This window comes from Vibrio sp. AH4 (assembly GCF_030710545.1).
Classification (GTDB): Bacteria; Pseudomonadota; Gammaproteobacteria; order Enterobacterales; family Vibrionaceae; genus Vibrio; species Vibrio metoecus.
Genome location: NZ_JALAIV010000001.1, coordinates 2467159 through 2488789 on the forward strand (window position 1 = coordinate 2467159; position 21631 = coordinate 2488789).

Annotated in this window: 21 protein-coding genes; 9 read left to right on the forward strand and 12 right to left on the reverse strand. The window is 46.5% G+C overall.

Features of this window, described 5'->3' with window-relative positions; translation table 11 throughout:
• Nucleotides 1–113: 113 nt before the first annotated feature.
• The gene (locus MKA69_RS11430) at nucleotides 114–1505 is read right to left on the reverse strand and encodes an SLC13 family permease (protein WP_305848082.1); all 1392 of its coding nucleotides are present in this window, start codon (nucleotides 1503–1505) and stop codon (nucleotides 114–116) included.
• Nucleotides 1506–1588: 83 nt separating this feature from the next.
• Between MKA69_RS11430 and MKA69_RS11435 the strand changes: the two genes are divergently transcribed.
• Nucleotides 1589–2434, forward strand: a complete 846-nt coding sequence (locus MKA69_RS11435) for a helix-turn-helix domain-containing protein (RefSeq protein ID WP_001125728.1) — start codon at nucleotides 1589–1591, stop codon at nucleotides 2432–2434.
• A 73-nt stretch (nucleotides 2435–2507) separates the two neighbouring features.
• Here MKA69_RS11435 and MKA69_RS11440 read toward each other — a convergent pair whose 3' ends face one another.
• From MKA69_RS11440 to MKA69_RS11480, 9 genes are all read right to left on the reverse strand, one after another.
• Entirely contained in the window at nucleotides 2508–2858 is a 351-nt protein-coding gene (locus MKA69_RS11440; protein WP_055028862.1) for a DMT family protein, read from the reverse strand.
• Between the two features lie 66 nt (nucleotides 2859–2924).
• Entirely contained in the window at nucleotides 2925–3395 is a 471-nt protein-coding gene (locus tag MKA69_RS11445) for a DUF2127 domain-containing protein (protein WP_305848083.1), read from the reverse strand.
• A 29-nt stretch (nucleotides 3396–3424) separates the two neighbouring features.
• Nucleotides 3425–3742: a N(4)-acetylcytidine aminohydrolase gene (gene yqfB / locus MKA69_RS11450; protein ID WP_000115899.1), complete on the reverse strand. Its 318-nt coding sequence runs from the start codon at nucleotides 3740–3742 to the stop codon at nucleotides 3425–3427.
• A gap of 155 nt (nucleotides 3743–3897) precedes the next feature.
• Entirely contained in the window at nucleotides 3898–4719 is an 822-nt protein-coding gene (gene almG / locus MKA69_RS11455; protein ID WP_305848084.1) for a glycine--lipid A transferase AlmG, read from the reverse strand.
• Nucleotide 4720: 1 nt separating this feature from the next.
• Nucleotides 4721–4957 carry a lipid A modification system glycine carrier protein AlmF gene (almF, locus tag MKA69_RS11460; RefSeq protein WP_148536722.1) on the reverse strand — a complete coding sequence of 79 codons (237 nt, stop codon included), beginning with the start codon at nucleotides 4955–4957 and terminating at the stop codon, nucleotides 4721–4723.
• The gene (gene almE / locus MKA69_RS11465; protein ID WP_305848085.1) at nucleotides 4941–6611 is read right to left on the reverse strand and encodes a lipid A modification system glycine--protein ligase AlmE; all 1671 of its coding nucleotides are present in this window, start codon (nucleotides 6609–6611) and stop codon (nucleotides 4941–4943) included. The genes almF and almE overlap by 17 nt, the downstream gene beginning before the upstream one ends.
• Nucleotides 6612–6774: 163 nt before the next feature.
• On the reverse strand, nucleotides 6775–7290 hold the full coding sequence (gene sodC, locus MKA69_RS11470; RefSeq protein ID WP_055028857.1) for a superoxide dismutase family protein: 516 nt from the start codon (nucleotides 7288–7290) through the stop codon (nucleotides 6775–6777).
• A gap of 10 nt (nucleotides 7291–7300) precedes the next feature.
• The gene (locus tag MKA69_RS11475) at nucleotides 7301–7855 is read right to left on the reverse strand and encodes an ankyrin repeat domain-containing protein (protein WP_009355436.1); all 555 of its coding nucleotides are present in this window, start codon (nucleotides 7853–7855) and stop codon (nucleotides 7301–7303) included.
• A gap of 120 nt (nucleotides 7856–7975) precedes the next feature.
• Complete coding sequence (locus tag MKA69_RS11480) at nucleotides 7976–9493, reverse strand: catalase (protein WP_305848086.1); 1518 nt, start codon at nucleotides 9491–9493, stop codon at nucleotides 7976–7978.
• A gap of 452 nt (nucleotides 9494–9945) precedes the next feature.
• On the opposite strand from MKA69_RS11480, the gene MKA69_RS11485 reads away from it, so the two are divergent.
• A complete protein-coding gene (locus tag MKA69_RS11485) occupies nucleotides 9946–10383 on the forward strand; it encodes a YkgB family protein (RefSeq protein ID WP_055027621.1) in 438 nt (145 codons plus the stop codon).
• A gap of 156 nt (nucleotides 10384–10539) precedes the next feature.
• On the opposite strand, the gene MKA69_RS11490 is transcribed toward MKA69_RS11485, so the two are convergent.
• Together MKA69_RS11490 and MKA69_RS11495 are read right to left on the reverse strand one after the other, a co-directional pair.
• The gene (locus MKA69_RS11490; protein ID WP_305848087.1) at nucleotides 10540–11142 is read right to left on the reverse strand and encodes a response regulator transcription factor; all 603 of its coding nucleotides are present in this window, start codon (nucleotides 11140–11142) and stop codon (nucleotides 10540–10542) included.
• On the reverse strand, nucleotides 11132–12868 hold the full coding sequence (locus tag MKA69_RS11495) for a sensor histidine kinase (protein WP_305848088.1): 1737 nt from the start codon (nucleotides 12866–12868) through the stop codon (nucleotides 11132–11134). The genes MKA69_RS11490 and MKA69_RS11495 overlap by 11 nt, the downstream gene beginning before the upstream one ends.
• A gap of 341 nt (nucleotides 12869–13209) precedes the next feature.
• On the opposite strand from MKA69_RS11495, the gene MKA69_RS11500 reads away from it, so the two are divergent.
• From MKA69_RS11500 to MKA69_RS11530, 7 genes are all read left to right on the forward strand, one after another.
• Nucleotides 13210–14193, forward strand: coding sequence for a sulfurtransferase (locus tag MKA69_RS11500; protein WP_095476417.1), 984 nt, complete (start codon nucleotides 13210–13212; stop codon nucleotides 14191–14193).
• Between the two features lie 21 nt (nucleotides 14194–14214).
• Nucleotides 14215–16011, forward strand: a complete 1797-nt coding sequence (locus MKA69_RS11505; protein ID WP_055044879.1) for an FAD-dependent oxidoreductase — start codon at nucleotides 14215–14217, stop codon at nucleotides 16009–16011.
• Entirely contained in the window at nucleotides 16008–16778 is a 771-nt protein-coding gene (locus MKA69_RS11510; RefSeq protein WP_000066864.1) for a (Fe-S)-binding protein, read from the forward strand. Before MKA69_RS11505 ends, MKA69_RS11510 begins: the two co-directional genes overlap by 4 nt.
• A gap of 27 nt (nucleotides 16779–16805) precedes the next feature.
• Nucleotides 16806–17483 carry a TVP38/TMEM64 family protein gene (locus MKA69_RS11515; protein WP_000670357.1) on the forward strand — a complete coding sequence of 226 codons (678 nt, stop codon included), beginning with the start codon at nucleotides 16806–16808 and terminating at the stop codon, nucleotides 17481–17483.
• 88 nt (nucleotides 17484–17571) lie between these two features.
• Nucleotides 17572–19293 carry an ABC transporter permease gene (locus MKA69_RS11520; RefSeq protein ID WP_305848089.1) on the forward strand — a complete coding sequence of 574 codons (1722 nt, stop codon included), beginning with the start codon at nucleotides 17572–17574 and terminating at the stop codon, nucleotides 19291–19293.
• Nucleotides 19294–19425: 132 nt separating this feature from the next.
• Nucleotides 19426–20310 (forward strand): EAL domain-containing protein, encoded by an 885-nt coding sequence (locus MKA69_RS11525; RefSeq protein WP_305848090.1) that lies wholly within the window; start codon nucleotides 19426–19428, stop codon nucleotides 20308–20310.
• 100 nt (nucleotides 20311–20410) lie between these two features.
• Complete coding sequence (locus MKA69_RS11530; RefSeq protein WP_305848242.1) at nucleotides 20411–21631, forward strand: GGDEF domain-containing protein; 1221 nt, start codon at nucleotides 20411–20413, stop codon at nucleotides 21629–21631.

A 21631-nucleotide genomic window follows, 5' to 3' on the forward strand; every position in this document is an offset into this window, starting at 1 on the left:
ACCCGAAAAAGCTCACACAAGGCGGGATTGCCCATTAAACCTTAGCCATAAAACCCAGCCATAAAACAATTCGCCCCTCATTGGAGGGGCGAATTCTATGAAAGAGCGAGGCTCTACGCACCAATCCAACCTAGCCATTGCCACCAGAGATAATCGAGTGGCATCAATACTAATAATGTGATCGCTGCCAATGGCAAGGTAATCTTCAATAGCTTAGCTAAAGGTTCTTGAGAAAGTTGCATAGCCACCAACAAAGGAGCAACCTGATAAGGAAAGATGACCGTTGAGAAGCCAATCACTTGGGTCATCAACACCGCGGACAGTGAAAAACCGGTGGCTTGCGCAAAATCCGCAGCCATTGGCGTTAATACGGTAGGAACACCAGGCACAGTTGCCACAAGGCCCGTTAAGGTCGCAATCCATGACAAGGCCATAAAACTTTGAAATGGAGAATTCGCATCATTTGGCAAAAACTGACTCAACCCTTTACCTAGCTCCGACCCTAACCCAGAATTATTGACCAATGTCCCCAAGCCAAGTGCAGCAGCGACAAAAATCACAGTGGCAAAATCTACCGAACTGTTAAAACTTTTCGCATCTAAAACACCCCATTTCGGTAAGAGTAAAATAATGGCCGTTGCTAAACCGATCCAAGCTGCGTTGATACCATGTAGGCTATCCGTCACCCAAAATAGCAGTGTGATCCCAAGCAATAATGCTACTTTTCGCTGTTTCGCTACATCATCAACACGTTTTTCCTTTACTAGAGGAGGTTGACTATTCAGACGATCAGGAAACATCCACAACACTAGCAGCACGATCAAAATGGATTTGATGAAACCTAAAATCGGGAAATGCAACAGCAGATATTCTGTGTAACCAAAGCGGATGCTAAATAACTGCTCACTGGCCCCAGTCAGAATCATATTAGGTATGTTAGAAGGCAATACCGCAAAACTTGGCATGTTACAGGACAAGGCTAACGCGGTTGCAACGCCAATTCGGCCGTTACTGCCTCGATTAAGTCCTACCTGATCGGCTAACGCCATACCAATTGGCACTAAAATAACCGCTCTGCCCACGGATGAAGGCATCACGAGCCCAAGCAAAGCCGCGCTGGCAACTAAACCCGCAATTAATTTTGGGTAGCTGGTCGTCAGAACCGGTGCTATAGACGAAGCGAGACGTTGGCTCAACCCTGAAACGGAAATCGCACTGCCAATCACAAAACCAGAGATGATCAGCCATACGGCTGTTGAGCCGAATCCAGAAAAAAGTAGCTGCGGATCGAGCAAATGAAAAATCGTACTGAATACGAAAAAAATTAGGCCAGCCATAAATGGCGGTACAAATCCGGTGATCCACAAGATCAGGGTAAGCAATACCACAGCAGCGCTGTAAGAAAAGTGTGCAGGATAAGTACTCAACGGAAAAATACCCAGCAACAATACGGCAGATAACCCAAAATACAATGCGAGTTTTTTAAAGCTGAAATCACCTTGCATAGTGATCTCCTTATGAATTGGTTGCTTAATGAACATATGCCTCCTACTATACTCCACCTTGAATGGCGCATTAAGGTAGTGATATGCCAAAGCCTATCTCCAAAACGACATTATTTACCCCTAGTGATGCTCCATTTATCCTCGATCCGAGCAAACCTGTGCTTACTCACGCACGAGATATGCAGGCTGAAACTGGCATTGAGCCGCACTCTCATCCACGTTCTCAGTTGCTTTGGGCAGCAAAAGGGGTGCTACGTGTGCGAAGTGACACTGCGGTTTGGGTGGTTCCGTCCACACATGCGGTTTGGATCCCTAGCGGCCTTCCCCATCAAGTGGTGTGCGAAACCTTAGCTCACACTCGTAACTTGTATATTGATCCAAGCTTTATCGTTCGAGCACAAGATGAAAAAGTAGTAATGGTGTCCATGAGCTCACTGATGCGTGAAATCATCCTCCGACTCACGGAGAATGTTCAACCTTACAGGCCAGAGGCTTTACATCGCCTCGGGCTAGTTGCGATCGATGAGCTAGAAGGGCTAGTCAGCGTTGATACTCACCTACCCGCAGGTTCGGATCCACGGCTAAGCCGAGTGATCCAGCGTTTAATTCGCGAGCCTCAAGCCAACTTTTCGCTTGCGGAGCTCGCCGAAATTGGCGGAGCAAGCATCCGCACTATAGAAAGGCTATTCAAATCCGAAACAGGTTTAACTTATCGCCAGTGGCGTCAACGTTTTAGGTTACTTAACGCCTTAGAAAAGCTACATCAAGGAGGTAGCACAACGGCGGTTGCACATGATTTAGGATATTTGAGTGTGAGCAGTTTCAGTGCAGCATTCAAAGCGGAATTTGGTAGAACTCCGCAAGAATATGCGAGTCATAGAACTCTTAACAATGGCGGTTTTTCTGCCTGTTCTAAAGCTCCTCTCTGACGATGTATTCTTGGAGTACTGCGACAAAAGCGAGCGAGTAAGAAAGCCACGTGATGAATCGAGTTCAATCTCATTAAGCAAACTTGCTACGAAATACAAAATACACCGCACCAATTAAGCACAATCCAGCCCACAAATAATCGAGCTTTAATGGTTCACGCAGATAAAAGACTGAGAAAGGCACAAACACCATTAAGGTGATCACTTCTTGCAAAATTTTAAGTTGCCCAACATTTAGCGCGGTATAACCAATTCGATTGGCGGGTACTTGCAGTAAGTATTCAAACAGCGCAATGCCCCAGCTCACCAACGCCGCAATAATCCACGGTTTGTTATTCAGCTCTTTAAGATGCGCGTACCAAGCAAAAGTCATAAACACGTTGCTGCAAACTAACAGCCCGACACTGATAAAGATCGGATTCATTCTTTACTCTATCCTCTAGAAATCATCGCCTACAAACACAGCTGTACAGACATAGCAGAGCGCTTGTTATTCGGCATCTTGTTCATGCTTGGGTTTAGCGCGCACAATTCGATACATGTAGAACACAATTATCAGGTTAATCAATAATGTAGAGATACTTAACCAACCGGGATGGGTCAATAGCTCATACAACTCAAACGGCAAATAAATCGCACCACTGAGTAAAGCGAACCATTCCGTCCACAGTAGGTTATGCCATAGACCGTAAGCTTCAATTAAACGGATCATCCCATACACTAACGCACCCGCGGCTACCCAATTCAAATCGAAATGAGCAATTAGCCCTGCTTGATGCATCACTTTTTCAGGCCAATAACTGGCTGGATTAAGGTGTAAGTGCAGCAATAAATCTTGCAGCAATTGTTGCAAGCTATCACCGGCAAAGTGGTGTAACCCCAAGCCCAACAGTAGCGACACAATCCCTTTGGTCGACTCTAAAATCGCGACCGCTTTTAAGCCTTGGTGTGTATTCGACATGCTTATTTCACCATAATTCTTGCGCTCGATTACTTCGCTAGTTGATAAGTAATGACATACAGCTCATCGATATTGGGGTAAATCTCTTGGATCAACGCCTTGAGTTTGGGTAATTCTATCGCTTCTTGCTCAGCGTGAAACTCGTTGATCTCATCAAACTTGAGCGGTTCAACCGCCAGAATATCTATCTCACACACTTTACGCTGGGTTTCTAAAGTGAACACTTCAACGCGAGTGCCGGGTACGTAATGGCTCTCCGATTTATCACGGATGGTGATGGTCTTCTGGCCAGAGGCCACCAAGGGGGTCAAAAATTCAAAAAAGGTAATTTGAGTTGGGACGGACATATTAAGAGCCTCGATAAATCGCGTATCAGGGGTGCTTTATGAAGCATTCCCCTAATGAGGTCAAGGGATTATCGAGGCTGTTTGTGTGATGAATCAGCGAATCGCGCGTGGCGCTCAATCATCCACATCGACTTCTTAGATACACCGAATTGCTTTTACTTAAAACGCCGATAAAGCCAGATCCACTGCTCGGGATGTGCGGTGATCGCTTGCTGCATCATGTCGGCTAACTGCTGCGCATCCTGCGCAATATTGCGACTTAAGTCATCGGTTTGGTGCAAGGCAAAGCGCGAGAAATGCAGTCTCTGCGTCATCCCCTCACTGAGCGCATAATGAAAATAGATCGGGCATTCGAGTCTATGCGCAAGGAAAAAAGGCGTTGCCGACAATTGTGTGGCTTGCCCAAACCAACGAACAGGCACACCTTCAGTGCGCATATCCGTATGTAACACCACCCATTCACCTTGTTTGATCCGCAGTGCTAACTCCAACATCAAGTTTTGCTTGCGTAGCAGATAGGGAACTCCGGCTAATTTCGCGGCTTGGGAGATCATGGCATTTTCATCTGGACGATCGCCTGAGCTGCCCGCCCCAAAAATGGTGACGGCTTTTTTACCTTGCTGGTTAAGCCACCAAGTCACCCCATCGTAAACGCCCATATGGGGACAAACGATAATACCGCCGCCTTGGTTATCTAGGATCTCTTGAACCAAGTCAGGCTGTTCAACTTGATATTGGTAACGCTTAAGATGGCAAAACCCGAGTAAATTCTTCAATGATAAGCGCGTGGATTGCTCAACAATGGCCTGCTTTTTTACGTCACTCAAATCAGGTAACGCGTAATTAAGTTGTGTTAAAGCCGCTGCCATTTTTTTCCGACTTATCGGCTTAGCCACGAGGCGGCATAAACCATTTTTTATCGACAGTGGTAAATAAAATAAGCCTGAGGTTAACGCTTTTAACCAAAAAATACGCACGTTATTCCCCTACTTCGCTCACTAACCAATCAATGACTTCATTGACTGACGATTCCATGGTTAATGGCATATCAAATAGATTAATTTGTGCCGAAAACTGGCTTTCTACTTTGGCGACAATATCGATGAAAAAGAATGAATCAAACTCATCGAAAAATTTATTGGTGAGTATCGATGAAATACCCTCAATACTGGTTTGTAATCGCTCAATAAGAATATTTTCAATGGCTTGTTTCATATATCTGACTCGCTAATTGTTGTTGTAAAGCTTTAATATCGGTTTTGCCATTAGCATTTCTTGGTAATTGTTCAATGGCATACCAACGCTTAGGCACAAAAGTCGGATTTAATTGTTGTTTGCATTGGCTCAACCACAGATCTGGTTGCCATTGGGTATGGGTATCCACAAACGCCACCGTACCGCTGGCATAGCCCGACTCACTTAAAGGCCAAGGTACAATCGCCACGCTGTGCGCTTGAGTCACGCGGCGAACAACGGTTTCAATCTCTTCTAATTCCACCCGTTGTCCGGCAATTTTCACTTGGTGATCGCGGCGCCCAAGATGAATCAGCACGCCATTTGATTTAGTGACAATGTCACCTGAACGATACCAAATACGCCCTTCGTGCTGGAAAAAGGCACTTTGCGTATTCAGCGGATCATTCAGATAACCATTGACTAATTGTTTGCCCGACAGAAGTAATTCTCCGCGATACCCTTCGGGTGCAGATTCAAAGCGCATCAACTCACCTTGTTCGTTGATGATGGCTAAACACTCCTCTTCAAAAGCACGGCCAATCGGCACCGATGCCATACCTGAATGGGCGACAAATCGATGATAGGTAATGGCAATCGTGCATTCTGTTGGACCATACAGATTGATCACCGACTGCTGAGTGGCTTGTTGCCATTGTTCGGCTAAATCATGCAGCAAGGCTTGTCCGCAGAAAAAACTCAGTCGCAGAGAAGGTAAACTGTGTGGGGTTAAGGTTTGTCTTTGTAGGGCCAACTCAATAACAGTAGGCACAGAAAGCCATACCGTTAATTGATGGTGACGAATAAATTCCGCTGAACTTAATTTCGCTAATTCAGGCACAACATATAAACAAGCACCAGAGATCAAACTGTAAAAAATATCATGTACCGAAAGATCAAAAGTCAAATCAGAATATTGTCCCACTCGATCTTGCGCATTGAGTGGAAATAGTTTGTCAATTTGGCTGATATAGCTATGCAAATTACTGTAACTGACCGCAATACGTTTGGGCTTACCAGTCGAACCTGAGGTTTGCATGATATAAGCGTACTCATGTTCATTATCTAAATGGTATTTCGCTACCAGTAATTCCACATCTTGTTCGGTTATTTGCACTGTGTGAAAAGTGTGCTGAGGATATTGCTGACGTAACGGTTCCATATCCACATCAGGCAGCGCATAAATGTGTAATCGGTCAAAGCAAGTCTCAAGTAAGGAGGACAAACGACTCAATTGCTGCGCGTCTACCATGATGGAATCACATTGTGTCGCGATCAGCGTCTCTTGGATCTGTTCTGTTGTTGCTCGCGCATTGAGCGGAATATAAGTCATACCACCCAAATAGCTCGCCCAAATCGCAGAATAAGCCGCGAGATCGCGCACCGAAAGGATCGCAACTCGCTGCACGCCCTGTAAATGCCAATAGTCACTCAATGAGAGTGCTATATCGGTCATCTCTTGATAGGTGTAGGTTTTCTGTTTAACCCATAATGCAGGGGCATGTCGGTTAGCCTGAATGGCCGCCAAAATAGAGTGTCTTGTCTCGCAGTACATCGCCATTTTATTGATAAATTGGTTATGCACGACACCATAACCCTCTCTCTGTAACAAATCTGTCGCAGAATTGTATGGCATTGTCAGCTACCGCGATCGAATAGGCATAGGATCGCCCAAGCGGAAAAGAATCACTCGATACTTGGTTATTAGAAAGGATTAGCCCTGTTTATATCTCTGCCTATTCCTCCAAGATGGAAGATGATAAAAGTAGCCATCGATATGACGGCTACCTCTTGCATTCTTATTGTCCAATCACACCACAGACAATGCGTGCACCACCACCGCCGAGCATCATCGGATGATCGGAATGGTTATCGCCCCCGGCATGAATCATCAAGGCCTTGCCTTTCACCTCATTCAGCGTGAAGCGTGGCGCCAATACCGGTTGATTAGCAACGCCATGCGCATCTACATACAGCGCAGGCAAATCACCCAAATGGTTATCATTGGTCCACGGATAGCCGTGTTGACCTGTATTTTTCGGATCATAGTGACCACCAGCGGCTCCGCCTAACACGGTTTTGCCATCTTTGGTCGAGGCTTCACATGAACCATTCGCATGGACATGAAACCCATGAACACCGGCAGGCAATCCCGTTAATTGCGGGGTAAATACCGTACCATAATCACTGGTGGTTAACGTGACATTTCCCAAGGATTGCCCAGTGCTTAAATCCGTCATTGGGACCGTCATCGTCTGCGCCAAAGCCGGAGTAGCCAACAGTGCAGCAACAGCAAACAACGTGTATTTTTTCATTTTTCTTTCCTTATTGTTGAGTGACAACCGCACCTATCGACGGATTTTCATAAGCCACCGCGTCAGAGGGTTGTATTTGCGCTGCAACTTTTTCTTGATGCAGCATTTTTAACGTTTCAGATTGACCGTATAACTCAGCAAATTCTTGCACTGAAAGCCCTGATTTATTACGAATATCTTCCGCACACTCGGCTTGATATAAAGTTCGTGCAATTTGTATCTCTCTTTTGATTAATGCTCCCATCAATGCGGTGTTGCCGCGTTTATCTTGTAAACAAGCGTTCGCACCAGAATGAAGTAAAAGTTCAACTGTTTGAGCATTCCCTTGATAAGCAGCAACCATCAATGCGGTATAACTCTCAGGATTGCGTTGGTTGATGGGAAAACCTGCCGCAAGAAATTCTTCCACTACCTCGTTGTTACCGGTTCTTGCCGCCGCAAAGAAAAGGGTAATCAGTGACTGATATTCCTCTTGAGTATTGATTGATGGCTCAGTGGCATGCAGCAATCCGTAAGGTGCTATCAATAAGCTCACTAAAACCCACTGTCGAAGCCACTTCATCATTCGTTTCCTGTTGAATTAAGAAGGGTTAATGGAGAATGCCCCACAAGAGCCCTGTTTTTCGGGCAGAAAAGAGCAGAATTATCTCTTGTGGAGCAAATGAGGAGCCCTGATTCAGAGGCGTTAAATCTGGCTTTGAGCTTTTTTCATCACACGTTGCAGATCGGTGTTCGTCGCTTTCGCTAAGCGAGTGCCATAATCTTTATCCGCTCGATAGAAATGGCTCACCATCGTGATTTTTATGTCCACATCTTTCACTTTGTTGAGATCACCCGCCAAGTTCATGATCAGATCTTGCTTATCTTGCTCACTCAAGCTGCGATAAAGCACGCCCGCTTGATAAAAGTTACGCGGATTGCTGATCGCTTTTTGCTGCACAGTTCCTGTAAGTTGGGTTTGAACTGCTTTAAATTCAGGAGCTTCCTTCAACTCAAGTTTGCGACTTGGTTCGTAGTTGATGTCTGATTGAGTTTGCGCACTATTGCTAGAACCTTCTTGATTGTGGTTATTCACCTCAGCCAAAGGGCGGTTAATCGGCAGTTGCGATAAATTGGTGCCAACGCGGTACAACTGCGTGTCGGCATAAGCAAATAAGCGCCCTTGCAACAAACGATCTTCCGATGGTTCTATTCCCGGGATCAGGTTAGATGGTGCGAAAGCCGACTGCTCCGTTTCTAAAAAGAAATTATCCGGCACTTTATTCAACGTCATCGTGCCCACTTTCTTCTCGGGAATATCCAACCACACTTTCGTGGCATCGAGTCCATTGTAATCCAGCTTGCTTAGCTGCTCGGGTGAAAGCACTTTCACGTAGAGATCCCACTTCGGATGGTTGCCAGCATCGATTTGCGTGTAGAGATCATTGGTCAGATGATTGAAATCCTCACCCTGCACTTTGATCACATCATTGGGACGCAAATTCTGAATGCCTTGCTGGCTCTTCCAATGGAATTTCACATAGTTCACTTCGCCTTTCTTATTAATCCATTTATAGGCATGTACTCCAAAACCATCCATTGTTCGGTAACTCGCAGGCGTACCTAAATTGGTATACACCCATGTCAACATATGGGTTGATCCTGGTTCATGACTGAAAAAGTCAAAATAACGATTTGGATCTTGAATATTAGTGACTGGTGAGGGTTTTAATGAATGCACCATGTCTGGAAACTTGATCGAATCACGAATAAAAAATACAGGCAGATTGTTTCCAACCAAGTCCCAATTTCCTTGTTCAGTATAAAATTTGGTCGCAAAACCACGTGGATCGCGCAGCGTTTCTGGCGAACCTTTTGAATGAATAACGGTAGAAAAACGTACAAATACCGGCGTTACTTTCCCTTTATTGGCAAAAGGTGCAGCAGAAGTCAGATCACTAAAATCATCGGATGCGACAAATTCACCGTGTGCGCCTGTTCCTCTGGCGTGCACCACACGCTCTGGAATACGCTCTCTCGCAAAACGCTGCAATTTTTGGATCAGATGAACGTCTTGCAGTAACACACTGCCATTTTCACCTGCGGTAATAGAATTTTGGTTATCGCCAACTGGCGCACCATTGTCTCTTGTTAGAGTTTGTGCCTGTACGGATACCGTCACTAACCCCATTGAAATAATTAAAAAGCTTTTTGACATTTGCATGGTTGCTCTCCAATGCGCCCTGCCATTATTCGAATTAACGAAAAATGCGTAAATCAAAAGCTCTTTTCTGCCCAGCGAGAATATATCTCCGCGCTATTATTTTGTTTAATGGAAAATAACGATGAATTTGATAGAAAAAATCGATATAAACGAAAGTTTAATAAATCATGCCATTTTACTTTTATAGTATGACGTTATTTTCACCGATGCTTTTGTGATATCAATCCAAAAATTAAATTAGCATGAAATAATTTAGCACATCATGTTTCATGTGTATTTTTAAATCAAAAAGGCATTAATGAATGCTATGGGATACTTATTTAGAAACGAAACATAAATAATTCACAAAGAAATGAATGATTTTCTTTAAGAGGCAGGTCATCTCTCTTGAGCAGTCACAAAACACGCTTTCTCCGAAAACAATTCACTTTTCTACTATCGAGGAGCTTTTCATGCCCAACCTACCTACTCGCACCCAGACTCAATACGGCTATCTTATTGGCGTGTTTGGTGTTTCATTGATTCTTATTTGGCTAGGCATCTATAAATTTACGCCAACCGAAGCTAAATTAATCGAACCTCTTGTTCTCAACCATCCACTGATGGGTTGGAGTTACCAAATTCTCTCTGTACAAGCCGTTTCGAATTTAGTCGGTGCAACAGAAATTATGGTAGGTTTAGGTTTACTTATTGGACTTCGCTTTTCTAAGGTGGCTTATTACTCAGGAATCGCAAGTGTGGTGATTTTTATTACCACACTCAGCTTTTTGCTCACCACTCCCAACACTTGGAAAGTATCTGATGGAATTTTAGTTCCAAATTTCTTTTTGTTAAAAGATATTCTCTTTCTCGCCATCTCCATTCATGTCATAGAGAAAAATAAAATCTAAACTTAATTATTATCTTTAGGGTGCAATAAAACAAATAGAGCATCAAATAGTGCTCTATTTATTTGCTCTCTATTGGTTATACTCATTCTGTTTTAATCAATCTTGTATTGATGTGAGATAACTTTGATAGCGTAATGGAAACCTTTTGAGTTGAACTCACTCAGGTAGATAACGACCAATCGAGCGAATTAGGCCAGCTATATTACTGACTTCAAGTTTTTTCATCACATTAGCTCGGTGTACTTCAATCGTGCGCAGCGACACACACAACGCATCCGCCATTTCTTGGTTTTTCATTCCTTTGACGACTAGCTCAGCAATATCACGTTCTCGTTTTGTCAGGCTCTTGAGTTTACTTTGCATATTGTATTGTTCAGCACGGGTCGCGGATTGCTCAAGGGCGTGGTCGATCGCTTTCACCAACTCATCCCCATCCACTGGCTTTTGGAAAAAATCACACGCCCCTTCTTTTAATGCCTCTACCGCCATCGGCACATCACCGTGTCCGGTTAAATAGATGATACCCAAAGGGCTATGGTGTTGATTCAGCCAACGTTGTACTTCTTGCCCATTCATTCCCGGCATGCGGCTATCCAAAACAGCGCATCCGGCTTGCTGCGCATCCACCTGTTGCAAAAATTGCTGGCCACAAGAGAAGGCTTGCAGTTGATAACCGTAGCTTTCGAGTAAAAACTGCAGTGACTCTAAAACGTTTATTTCATCATCAACCAAATACACCGGGTGAGGATTACGAAACATGCGGCTTCTCCAAATAAGGTAAAATCATCGTGACCTCACAGCCATGAGGAGACAATGAGCGTAAGGCTAAACTGCCTTGGTGTCTTTCTATCACGTCACGGCAGATGGCTAGGCCTAGCCCTAAACCGTCACTTTTTGTGGTGTAAAAGGCTTGTTGAACGGTGTCACTCGACTCACTCAACCCAATTCCATTATCGATGATATCGATGATCACTTGGTCATCGCAGAAACTGACATGCAAATCGACATAGCACTTATAGGCACAATCTCGCCCGCTGATGCAGGCATCTTTGGCATTGGTCAGCAAGTTGAGTAACACCTGCTGCAGGCCTGTAGCATCGGCATAAATCGGCTCTGCCTCTCCGGAATACAGCACCGCCAATTCAATTTGATGGCGCTGAAACTCGTAATCGACCAGTTTGATGGACTCATCGATCAATTGCGGTAAATCCACCCAACTTTTTTGAGTCGGTTGTCTATGGATTAAGGAGCGTAAGCGTTGAATGATGTTACTTGCCGTACCCACTTGCTGCTGGATTTTTTGCAAAATCGGCATGAGCACTTCTGGAGGAGTGCCTTGCTCCATACGTAACTGAACACCCTGACTGTAATTTTTGATCGCCGCCAGCGGTTGATTAAGCTCGTGAGCCAAGCTGCTACCCAGTTCCCCGACGATGGTGATGCGCTGTGCATGTTCCAACATGGCACTTTTATGGCGTAAATCGTTCAGTGTTGCACGTAACTGCTCACGGCTGCGTTTAAATTTCCATTCCAACCAGAAATGGTATGCCGTCAGTAATAGTAACGTCAGTAACCCGGCTATAGTGACAGTTTGGTTTTTGTATAACCACTCTTTGACTTTCTGGGATAACGGCTTTTGCAGAGGATGCAGATCCAAGTGATGATAGACTTTATCCACATTCACACTCGGGGCGGGCAGCATCCAACCTTTGTTTTGGGCTGCGGCGGCCGCCGCATGATCAGACGGCATATCAAACAAGGCTTGCGCCACTTTTTGCCCGACCTCCAACGGAGCACGCTCCGTCATTGCCAATGTCCAATTCGGATACAGCGGCGTACTTACTGTACACACTGAGTTTTCAGGATGAGAGGCATTCAGCACGCGCACGGAATGACGCTCCACTTTGCCCTCTTTGATCATGTGCTCCAACGTACATGCCGGAACAATCGCTACATCGACTTGCTTTTCAAGCACATCAAGGATCAGGTTATCTGTCGGTGGGCCTTTAAATTCCAGATTGTCAAAAAATCGCGCATGGTAATACCCTAATTGATCCAGTTCATAACGTAAGGCGAGAAAACCACCAAACGCTTTTTCTGAAACTGCAGCCATGTGCGCTTTTTCAATATCTTTCAGGGTTTTATATGATGAGTCTTGGCGCACAACCACCACTGATGCAATCGAACGGTTGGGGCTTTGGCTAAATTCGGTTTTTTGCGTTGCCAACCAATGAATGGGGTACTCGCGCGCCAATTTGGTCGCTTGCCCCGGACTGGTCAGAATAAAGTCGAGGCGATTATGTAGGAATGCTTCTTCCAGTTGGTCAAAATCGTAAGTATGTAAATTGAAGTGATAATCTGGATTTTGCTTCGCCAACCAATCCATCGTTGGTTGCCAAGTCTGCCGCGCATTTGAGTGACCGCGTAACGCAAGAATGCCTACATCAAAGGCTGTTCGTTGCTGATGGCCTGCGGTGCAGACCATAGAAACCACCCACACGCTGATACCCAGTATTACTTTTGACCCAAATCGATTCACAAACCACACAACCCTAAAACAGTGGACGCGCATTTTAGCACCAACCCCCCTATTCACTTTGTTGCGTCAGATCAATCCCATCGCATTATTGTGGTTTACCACAATAGTGGTAGTTCATCGAATTACGCAAAATCCGACCCCGGTTAGAAGTCGGTGGCCCTCTTGCCATATAAGAGCACCTCATACAAACGATAAAGCTCATTAACCCACTTCATCCTGATTTCGAATTCCGCCTGCTGAGCTTCTGGCTTGGCAGGAAATTTTTAAAATCTAATGGAAGCAATGCAATGAAGAAGTCAACAATTGCCTTGGGGATCTTAGCGGCAACCGTCGCTATTGGTTACCCAACGTACAAGGCGATGTTTTCCACACCGGTAGTCACGGTTGATGCCGCTCAGCAAGCGGATAAATTCGCCAGCTATGCACACCCTGAACATTTCATCTCCCCTGTCCAGCTCAAGGCACTGATGGATAGTCAAGCCGATGTGGTGGTTATCGGGGCGCTCAATCCTCTCAAGCCTGACGCGCCAATTTCTGGCTCTCATACTTTGTGGCGTAACGACTATTCTGCCGCGAAAGGGGAATATGACTTTGATGGCATGCGCAATAGCAGTGATGACATGGCAAAAATGCTCGGTGAATTTGGCGCAACGGCACAGTCCACGATCGTGGTCTATGCGGCGGGCTCACACCATGATGCAGCTCGCCTTTACTGGCAGATCCAAGGCTTAGGTCATCAAGACGTTCGTTACCTTGATGGGGGTTTGAATGCATGGCTAGGCGCCGGCCTACCTACTGGTGATGAAGCAGAGAAAATCTCAGGTGTGACTTACCAAGCTCCTAACCCAGCGCAAGAAGCGAGCACCCTTGCCACACTCGAAATGGTGGTCGCGGCTCAAAATAATCCGGATTGGGTCATCATCGATACCCGTGGCACAGAAGAGTTTGCAGGAACCACCACCGTCACTGGCGCATTTGGTCCTGGCACGATTCCTGGCAGCGTTCACATCAACTGGACTGAGGCACTCAACAAAGACACCACGCTAAAAACCGCTCAAGAACTGCAAGCCGTCTATGGCGACTTGGTGAAAGGCAAGAAAGTGATCGCGTTTTGTCAATCTGGCGTCCGTTCCGCCCACACCACCATGGTGTTAGCCGACATTCTGGGTGCGCAAGAAGTCTACAACTATGACGGTTCATGGATTGAATACAGCCATGCACATTATGAGCAGCAGCACCCTGAAGTGGTCGTTCTCAACGGCAAAAGCTAATCAACACGGGATACCCATTGAATGAACAAGGTAATTTTTAGCCAAAAGCTGTATGACACAGCACAGATGATTGTTGATGGCTGTATGGGCGATGCCGATCCAGCGTGTCAAACCGCTTGCCCAATGCACACCGATGTAAAACAGTACGTTCGCTTAGCGGGCGAAGGGTTATACCAAGAAGCACTGGACGTAATCCGTAGCAAACTGTTTTTGCCACAAACCCTAGGCCGTATTTGTGCGCATCCTTGTGAAGCCGCTTGCCGCCGTAATACGGAATTCAAACAACCGATCAGCGTGGCGGGCATCAAACGTTTTGTAGCGGAGAAAATGGATCAGCAAGCGCACTGGGATCTCACCATTGCTCCTGCGACGCACAAACACGTTGCGATTGTCGGTGCAGGCCCTGCGGGCGCTCAAGCCGCCATTGAACTGCGCCGTTTAGGCCACCAAGTGACCATCTACGAAAAACTCGAAGTGTACGGCGGCATGATGCGTGTCGGCATTCCTGAGTACCGTCTTCCTCGCAACGTCATCGATTTTGAATACCACTACCTCAAGATGCTGGGCATCGAAACCCGTTTTGGTGTGGAAATTGGCCGTGATATTTCATTCCAACAGCTGCGCGATGAACATGATGCGGTCATTCTGGCTCATGGTGCGCACATCGGTTCAATCATTCCTCTGCCAGGTCATCAAAGTGAAGGTGTGTTCTCTGCAGTGGAATACCTCAAAGAGATCGCAGAAACCCAACAATTCCCACGCTCAGGTCAACGTGTGATGGTGATTGGTGGTGGTGACGTAGCGATGGACTGTGCACGTTCTTCATGGCGTATTGGCGCAAGCGACGTATTCCAGTGCTCACTAGAAGCCATGGATGCTCTTCCTGCGAGCCAGATCGAGATTGATGAAGCGCAAGAAGAAGGCGTGGAATTCCATGCTGGTTGGGGACCTGTCGCGATTGAGCATGAAAATGGCAAAGTGACTGGCATTACGCTCAAGCGCGTACTTTCGATCTTCAACGAGCAAGGTCAATTCGCGCCACAATACAGCGAAGAGAGCAAAACCATCTTGGTGGATACGGTGATTTTCGCCACCGGTCAAGTCGTGGCAGATATTACTGATGGCGCACTCGAACAAACCCGTGGCGGCCGTTATGTGGTGGATCAACAGACTCTCGCCACTCAGCTTGATGATGTATTTGTGGCGGGCGATGCCTGTGGCGGTAACATCGTGATCCAAGCGATGGCGCTTGGTCGTAAAGCGGCATTCAGTGTTGAACGTTACTTGAATCAGGTTGCCCTCACTGAAGGCCGTGACTTTGTTCAAGAGTACAGCTACCCATCACGTTTGGATGTACCACTTCCGAAAGGCACTGTAGACCAACCGCGTTTGCATGGTGAACTGCGCGATGCCGAGGAGCGTAAACGCGATTTCGCTCAAGTCGATTTTGGGTTTAGCGAAGAGCAAATCCGCCAAGAAGCCTCACGCTGCCTGCAATGTAGCTGCAAACTGTGTATGTCGGAATGCATCATGATGAACGATTTCGGCGACTGTCCGAAAACCCTGTTCAGCGACTTTATTGACTCACAAGAGATGGATCCGCTACTGGCTTACTCTTGCAATGCTTGCGATCAGTGCACCATCGTTTGTCCGAAAGATTTCCCAATGAAAGAGATGTTCCTTGGCGCGCGTGCCGATTTCGTAAAAGCCAACAATGGCGAGTCTCCAATGCCGGGGCATAAAGCGATCAACATGCACCAAAAACTAGGCTTTTCAAAACTCTTCACCATGGCCAAACGCACAGGAGCAGCAAAATGAGCAATAAAGTGTTTATGCCGGGATGCAGCTTGCCATCCTACTATCCAGAAGGTGTGGCCGCGATTGCGTCTTACCTAAAACAAGTCTTCCCAGAGATGGGCGCTGTTCAAAAATGTTGTGGCAAACCAACTGCAGCGATTGGTCAAACTGACCTTTTCAAACAGCGTTACGGTCAACTGCAAGCCGATTTCGACAAGTTAGAAGCCGAAGAAGTGATTGTGGCGTGTCAAAGCTGCTACGGAATGATCAAAAAAGCCGGAGCAAAACAAAAACCGCTTTCACTTTGGAAACTGCTGCCACAAATCGGTCTGCCAGAAGAACTGCGTGGCAAAGCCAAACACAGTGACGTGGTGTTTACCATTCACGACTCCTGTTCAACACGCTACGAACAAGAGCTGCAAGACGGTATCCGTTGGATCCTAAACGAGCTGGGCTACAAAACGGTGGAACCAGAACACACCCGTGAGAACACACGCTGTTGTGGCTTTGGCGGCATGGTGGTACCCGCCAACCCAGATGTGGCTAACCGTGTGATTCAACGTCGAGTTGATGAGTTTGAAACCGATTATGTGGTGGTGTACTGCGCCGCCTGTCGCGCCTCGATGATGGGGGTTGGCACGCAAGCATGGCACATCCTTGATCTAATGTTTGGCCCGGTTGTGATGCGTGGTGATGAAGCACCTGTAAACGTACTGGCTAGCCCAGTCAAAGCTTGGTTTAACCGCTACAAATCGAAAGCCGGCCTCATCAAATGTATGTCTGTGTAAGCGCTCTGAATAAGGAAATGTAACACCATGAAATTTTTGAAATTGGCTATTTTAGCCGCTGTGATTGGCCTAATTCTGTTTGCTGCAAAACAAACAGGAATTCTTGAAATCATTACTGACATCAAGAGCCTACAAAACTGGATCGCGGGTTTTGGCTTCTGGGGCTATTTTGTGTTTGTGGCCACCTTCGTCTTCGCTTGTGTCTTTTTGCTACCAGGCAGCGCATTCACCATTGTGGCTGGCATCGTGTTTGGCCCAATTAAAGGCGGGATTTTAGCGCTGTTCTCTGCCACGTTAGGCGCGGTTGCCGCGTTTGTCGTAGCGCGTTTTCTGCTGCGTAATACCATCATGAAAAAGTTCGGCGATAACCCGATCTTCAAAAAGATTGATGATGGCGTTGCTCAAAACGGTACTAGCTTTTTGATCCTGACTCGTTTGGTGCCGGTGTTCCCGTTCAGCCTACAAAACTATGCATACGGTCTGACCAGCCTTAATCTGGGTACTTACGCGATTGTTTCACTGCTCACAATGGCTCCGGGCGCTTTCATCTTCGCTTACATGGCGGGGGACATTGCGACCAATGGCGTTTCCGCCATGCTGTTGGTGAAATTCGCCGCTGCAGGTTTGGTTCTGTTTGGTATGTCTTTGATTCCAAAATACATCGCCAAGAAAAAAGGCATTAACATGGCTGACCTAGCCAAGTAATTGCCTGTTCTCGTAAAAAGTAAGCCGCTTATTCGTAAGCGGCTTTGCTGTTTTCCCTCATATGCCTTTTAAGTTGAGAGTTTTGCTTATGTTACGCCTTTTTTACCTGCTGTTTGTGATTGTCTGCGTGGTGCCGACCTTACCAGGTTTATTGGGTGTCACTGTTGCAGCTTTCGGTTATGTGCCTCCGGTCGGTTTAACCCAGTTCTCATGGTTTGGCTTTCAAGCGGTGGCACAATGGCATGGCGTGGGACAATCCATCGGCCTAACGATCTTTTCGACGCTGGCTAGCACCTATCTGGCCTGTTTTCTCTGTTTTATGATCTTACAATCCGCATGGACGAGCCGTTACTGGACGAGCATCGAACGCTGCTTATCTCCGTTACTCGCGATGCCGCATGTGGCGTTTGCTATTGGTTTTGCTTTCTTATTTGACCCCACCGGTCTTGGTGCACGTCTGTTACACGCCTTATTTAGCCAAGGTTTGGGTTATACCTCTAGCGAGATGTCATGGTTCGTGAATGATGCCCACGCGCTTGGTTTAGTGATCATGTTGACCTTAAAAGAGCTGCCATTTCTACTACTGATGAGCATTCCACTGCTCAAACAGATCCCGATTGAAAAAATGCACAAGGCCGGCGCATCACTGGGTTATCAACCGAGTCAATTCTGGTGGAAATGCATTCTGCCACAATGGCTGGTGAAATTGCGCTTTGCGCTGTTTGCCGTACTGGCTTATGGCGTTTCAGTGGTCGATGTGGCACAAATTTTAGGCCCCACCAACCCACCGACTTTTGCGGTATTGGTTTGGCAGTGGTTTAAAGAACCCGATTTGTCCTTGTTACCCCGTGCGGCGGCAGGAGCGGTCATCCTCTTTGTTCTTGCTACAGTATTGCTCGGTTTCGCGCTGTTGATTGAACGCGGCATCACCCAAGGTTGGCGACAATGGCAATACTCAGGCCGTTTTGCAATTGCACTTCCGGGGATATCGCTGTTTGGGGTGCTGTTGGCTTTTACCCTCGGTTTACTGCCCTTGCTTGGAATATGGAGCATAGCGCAACGCTGGCGCTTTCCCGACCTCCTCCCTAGCCAGTACAGCTTGCGCTTTTGGCTACAAGAGTGGCAAGGCCTTAGCGCAGCGTTACAGCCAACGCTGATCATTGGACTAATCAGCGCGACTCTGGCGCTATTGCTGGCCATATTGGCGCACGAATACCGCTTACGCAATCGACTGGCGGTACCAAGTTACCTGCTGGTTCTACCGATGCTTTTGCCTCAACTCTCAATTTTGTTTGGCTTACAGGTGATGACCCTGATCATCGACCAAGGCAGTTATGGATTTTGGGTTTGTTGGTCACACCTGTTTTTTGTGTTTCCTCTGGTGTACTTAGCATTAGATGGCCCTTGGCGCAGTTTTAACCCCAATTTCACGCGTGTAGCGCTTAGCCTTGGAAAATCACCGTGGCAAGCATGGGTACAGGTGAAGCTGCCGATTTTATTTCCTGCAATTGCTTTTGCATGGGCGGTGGGCCTGAGTGCCAGCTTTGCTCAATACTTACCGACACTGATTTTAGGCGCAGGACGCATCACGACACTCACTACCGAAGCCGTTGCGTTGTCCAGCGGGTTTGACCGCCGAGTCACTGCGATTTATGCCCTATGGCAAGCCCTGTTACCATGGCTATTTTTCAGTTTAGCCATGCTGCTTGGCACTCTACCTCGCCGATTAAAACACAAACTTACCTTCCCGAAATTTGCTCATGTTTCGCCATTTCGCCTCCAATGGAAATGGCAGTTAAGTAACCAGTAAATCGTTTTGATTTAGAGCAATAAAACAACAAAATCATCAATATGTGGCAGAGAATAGACCCAAAAGTAATAAAACTGTCACATCCAACCTCTACTGTTTCATCCGTTAAATGCCAAGTCGTAACGGGTCACTATGAACGGTATCCACCCCCACCAAGCTGAATTGAACAATATTTTGCGCCAACAGTGCATCACTCCCCTATTCCAGCCGATTGTACATCTGGCGAGCGAGCAAGTGCTTGGCTATGAATCGTTAAGCCGTGGCCCCAAACAAAGCCCACTGCATAGTGCCAATGCGTTGTTTGAAGCCGCCGAGCAATGCCACCGTTTGCCTGAACTAGAGAAAATTTGTGTGCACAAAGCCGCGGCAGCGTGGTCAACATTTGGTCTCAATGCACAACTTTTTATCAACCTCAGCCCAGACATGTTACTGCACTCTCAGCACAATCAATGGGAACTGCCACAGTTAATGCAGCGCCATCATTTATCACCCCACCAGGTGGTATTTGAGATCTCGGAACGCACTCCTGCTTTGCAATTAGAAGAACTGAAAAGTTCGATCCATCACTTGCAAGCACAGGGTTTTTCAATCGCGATTGATGATATGGGTTCGGGTTACTCAGGTTTAAAACTGTGGTCTGAACTTCAGCCGGATTTTGTCAAAATTGATCGCTATTTCATCCACAACATCGATAGCAACCCCATCAAGCTCAAGTTTGTGCGCAGTTTGGTACAACTTTCCCAGCAATTAGGTTGCCAATTGATTGCGGAAGGCGTGGAAACTCGCTCCGAATTGCTGGTGATTGCCGATCTCGGCATTGATTTAGTGCAAGGCTACTTATTCGGCCCCCCTCAACCTACGCCTTTACTGGCTTATCGTGACCATAGATTATCGATTCCTCACCGCCGCCAGTTGGAGGTGAATTCGGCAGCAACGCATTCTGAGCAACCGATGCACTTCATTACTCGAGTTCTGGGTGAAGCGCCATTGATTCCGACCGTCTGTAGCCCAAGCTAACCCTTTACCACAGGATGTGATGAACTATCAGCTTATGGAAACTGCCAATCGTTGGAAAATCGCGCTTCGCTCCATAAAAGGTGAATTGCTCATTATCGGAATGATAGTGGTCAGCATCGTATTGATTAATACGCCTAAACTGCTATTTGAAGAGAAGATCCACGCCTACGAAAGAGATCAATTGCAACTCACCGTTGCGTTACAAAAAACACGCATTGATTACGCAAGCGCCATTCTTGAACAGTTCGATTCAGCCTCGTTACACCCTCGCTTACAAGCGTTTTTTACCCAAAACCAAGGCAACGTGTGTGTCATTGGTTATGGCTCCCCCCAACGTTGCCCATCCAACGTCATTAATGCAGTAAGATCGATGTCATCCGCCGCCGAAAGAGTGGCAGAGCCCAAAGTCCGAGTCGCTTTTGCTGAAGATGTCACGCTGTTCTTCAAGCCCAACGGCAAGCAGATCCGCGTGTTATGGTTTCACCACGCCCAATTCTGGTCTGTACAACAAAAAAGCATCAGCTTGGTTCTGGTCAGCGGCAATAACATTCAATTTTTAGATAACCCGATTTCTCACTATAAACCTCTACTCAACTACACGATTCTGCGTCACCGAGATAATTACGGTACGGTACACTTTGAAAATACCGACATGAGCTTTTTGCGCTGGAGTATCGGTGATCATCAACTGATCAGCGTGTTCAACGACAAAGTGCGCCTGTTTAACTTGATTTATTGGGTGATGTCAGCCAGTTTAACCCTTTTACTCATCTTAGCTTGGCTACTGACTCGGCTAAACCTGCAAAAAGTAACGGCTCAGAAACACGCCTATCTAGACAATTTAACTCGGCTCCATAATCGGCATTTTTTGAGCAAAATTAGCCCCAAAATGATCGAACATCCTCATTCGGTCGCCGCGATGATCGATATTGATCACTTCAAAAAAATTAATGACAAGTACGGTCATATCACCGGAGACCGTATTCTGCAGGCAGTCGCTCGTTGCTTAAGGAAAAACATTCGCGATACCGATGTACTGATCCGCTATGGGGGTGAAGAATTTTTGTTGCTGTTTCAAGCGCCATCCATTCATGAAGCATGGTTGACGCTCGATCGCTTGCGTGAACGAGTGAAAGAAGATCACCTTTTGTATGGCACCAGTATTTCTATCGGCTTTAGTTACATAGAGGCAAGTTTACCTGCCGCCATTTCACGAGCAGATAATGCCCTGTATCAAGCCAAAGAGGCAGGCCGCGATACTGTGGTGGCGGCGGGTCAGCCTTCATCAGACTCAGTAAACGACCTTTCCATCCCCTGCTAA

Excerpts from the sequence above, each read along its gene's own strand:
- MKA69_RS11430 (WP_305848082.1), bottom strand. The coding sequence starts at position 1,505 with ATGCAAGGTGATTTCAGCTTTAAAAAACTCGCATTGTATTTTGGGTTA.
- MKA69_RS11435 (WP_001125728.1), top strand. The coding sequence starts at position 1,589 with ATGCCAAAGCCTATCTCCAAAACGACATTATTTACCCCTAGTGATGCT.
- MKA69_RS11440 (WP_055028862.1), bottom strand. The coding sequence starts at position 2,858 with ATGAATCCGATCTTTATCAGTGTCGGGCTGTTAGTTTGCAGCAACGTG.
- MKA69_RS11445 (WP_305848083.1), bottom strand. The coding sequence starts at position 3,395 with ATGTCGAATACACACCAAGGCTTAAAAGCGGTCGCGATTTTAGAGTCG.
- yqfB (WP_000115899.1), bottom strand. The coding sequence starts at position 3,742 with ATGTCCGTCCCAACTCAAATTACCTTTTTTGAATTTTTGACCCCCTTG.
- almF (WP_148536722.1), bottom strand. The coding sequence starts at position 4,957 with ATGAAACAAGCCATTGAAAATATTCTTATTGAGCGATTACAAACCAGT.
- almE (WP_305848085.1), bottom strand. The coding sequence starts at position 6,611 with ATGCCATACAATTCTGCGACAGATTTGTTACAGAGAGAGGGTTATGGT.
- sodC (WP_055028857.1), bottom strand. The coding sequence starts at position 7,290 with ATGAAAAAATACACGTTGTTTGCTGTTGCTGCACTGTTGGCTACTCCG.
- MKA69_RS11475 (WP_009355436.1), bottom strand. The coding sequence starts at position 7,855 with ATGATGAAGTGGCTTCGACAGTGGGTTTTAGTGAGCTTATTGATAGCA.
- MKA69_RS11480 (WP_305848086.1), bottom strand. The coding sequence starts at position 9,493 with ATGCAAATGTCAAAAAGCTTTTTAATTATTTCAATGGGGTTAGTGACG.
- MKA69_RS11485 (WP_055027621.1), top strand. The coding sequence starts at position 9,946 with ATGCCCAACCTACCTACTCGCACCCAGACTCAATACGGCTATCTTATT.
- MKA69_RS11490 (WP_305848087.1), bottom strand. The coding sequence starts at position 11,142 with ATGTTTCGTAATCCTCACCCGGTGTATTTGGTTGATGATGAAATAAAC.
- MKA69_RS11495 (WP_305848088.1), bottom strand. The coding sequence starts at position 12,868 with ATGGTCTGCACCGCAGGCCATCAGCAACGAACAGCCTTTGATGTAGGC.
- MKA69_RS11500 (WP_095476417.1), top strand. The coding sequence starts at position 13,210 with ATGAAGAAGTCAACAATTGCCTTGGGGATCTTAGCGGCAACCGTCGCT.
- MKA69_RS11505 (WP_055044879.1), top strand. The coding sequence starts at position 14,215 with ATGAACAAGGTAATTTTTAGCCAAAAGCTGTATGACACAGCACAGATG.
- MKA69_RS11510 (WP_000066864.1), top strand. The coding sequence starts at position 16,008 with ATGAGCAATAAAGTGTTTATGCCGGGATGCAGCTTGCCATCCTACTAT.
- MKA69_RS11515 (WP_000670357.1), top strand. The coding sequence starts at position 16,806 with ATGAAATTTTTGAAATTGGCTATTTTAGCCGCTGTGATTGGCCTAATT.
- MKA69_RS11520 (WP_305848089.1), top strand. The coding sequence starts at position 17,572 with ATGTTACGCCTTTTTTACCTGCTGTTTGTGATTGTCTGCGTGGTGCCG.
- MKA69_RS11525 (WP_305848090.1), top strand. The coding sequence starts at position 19,426 with ATGAACGGTATCCACCCCCACCAAGCTGAATTGAACAATATTTTGCGC.
- MKA69_RS11530 (WP_305848242.1), top strand. The coding sequence starts at position 20,411 with ATGATAGTGGTCAGCATCGTATTGATTAATACGCCTAAACTGCTATTT.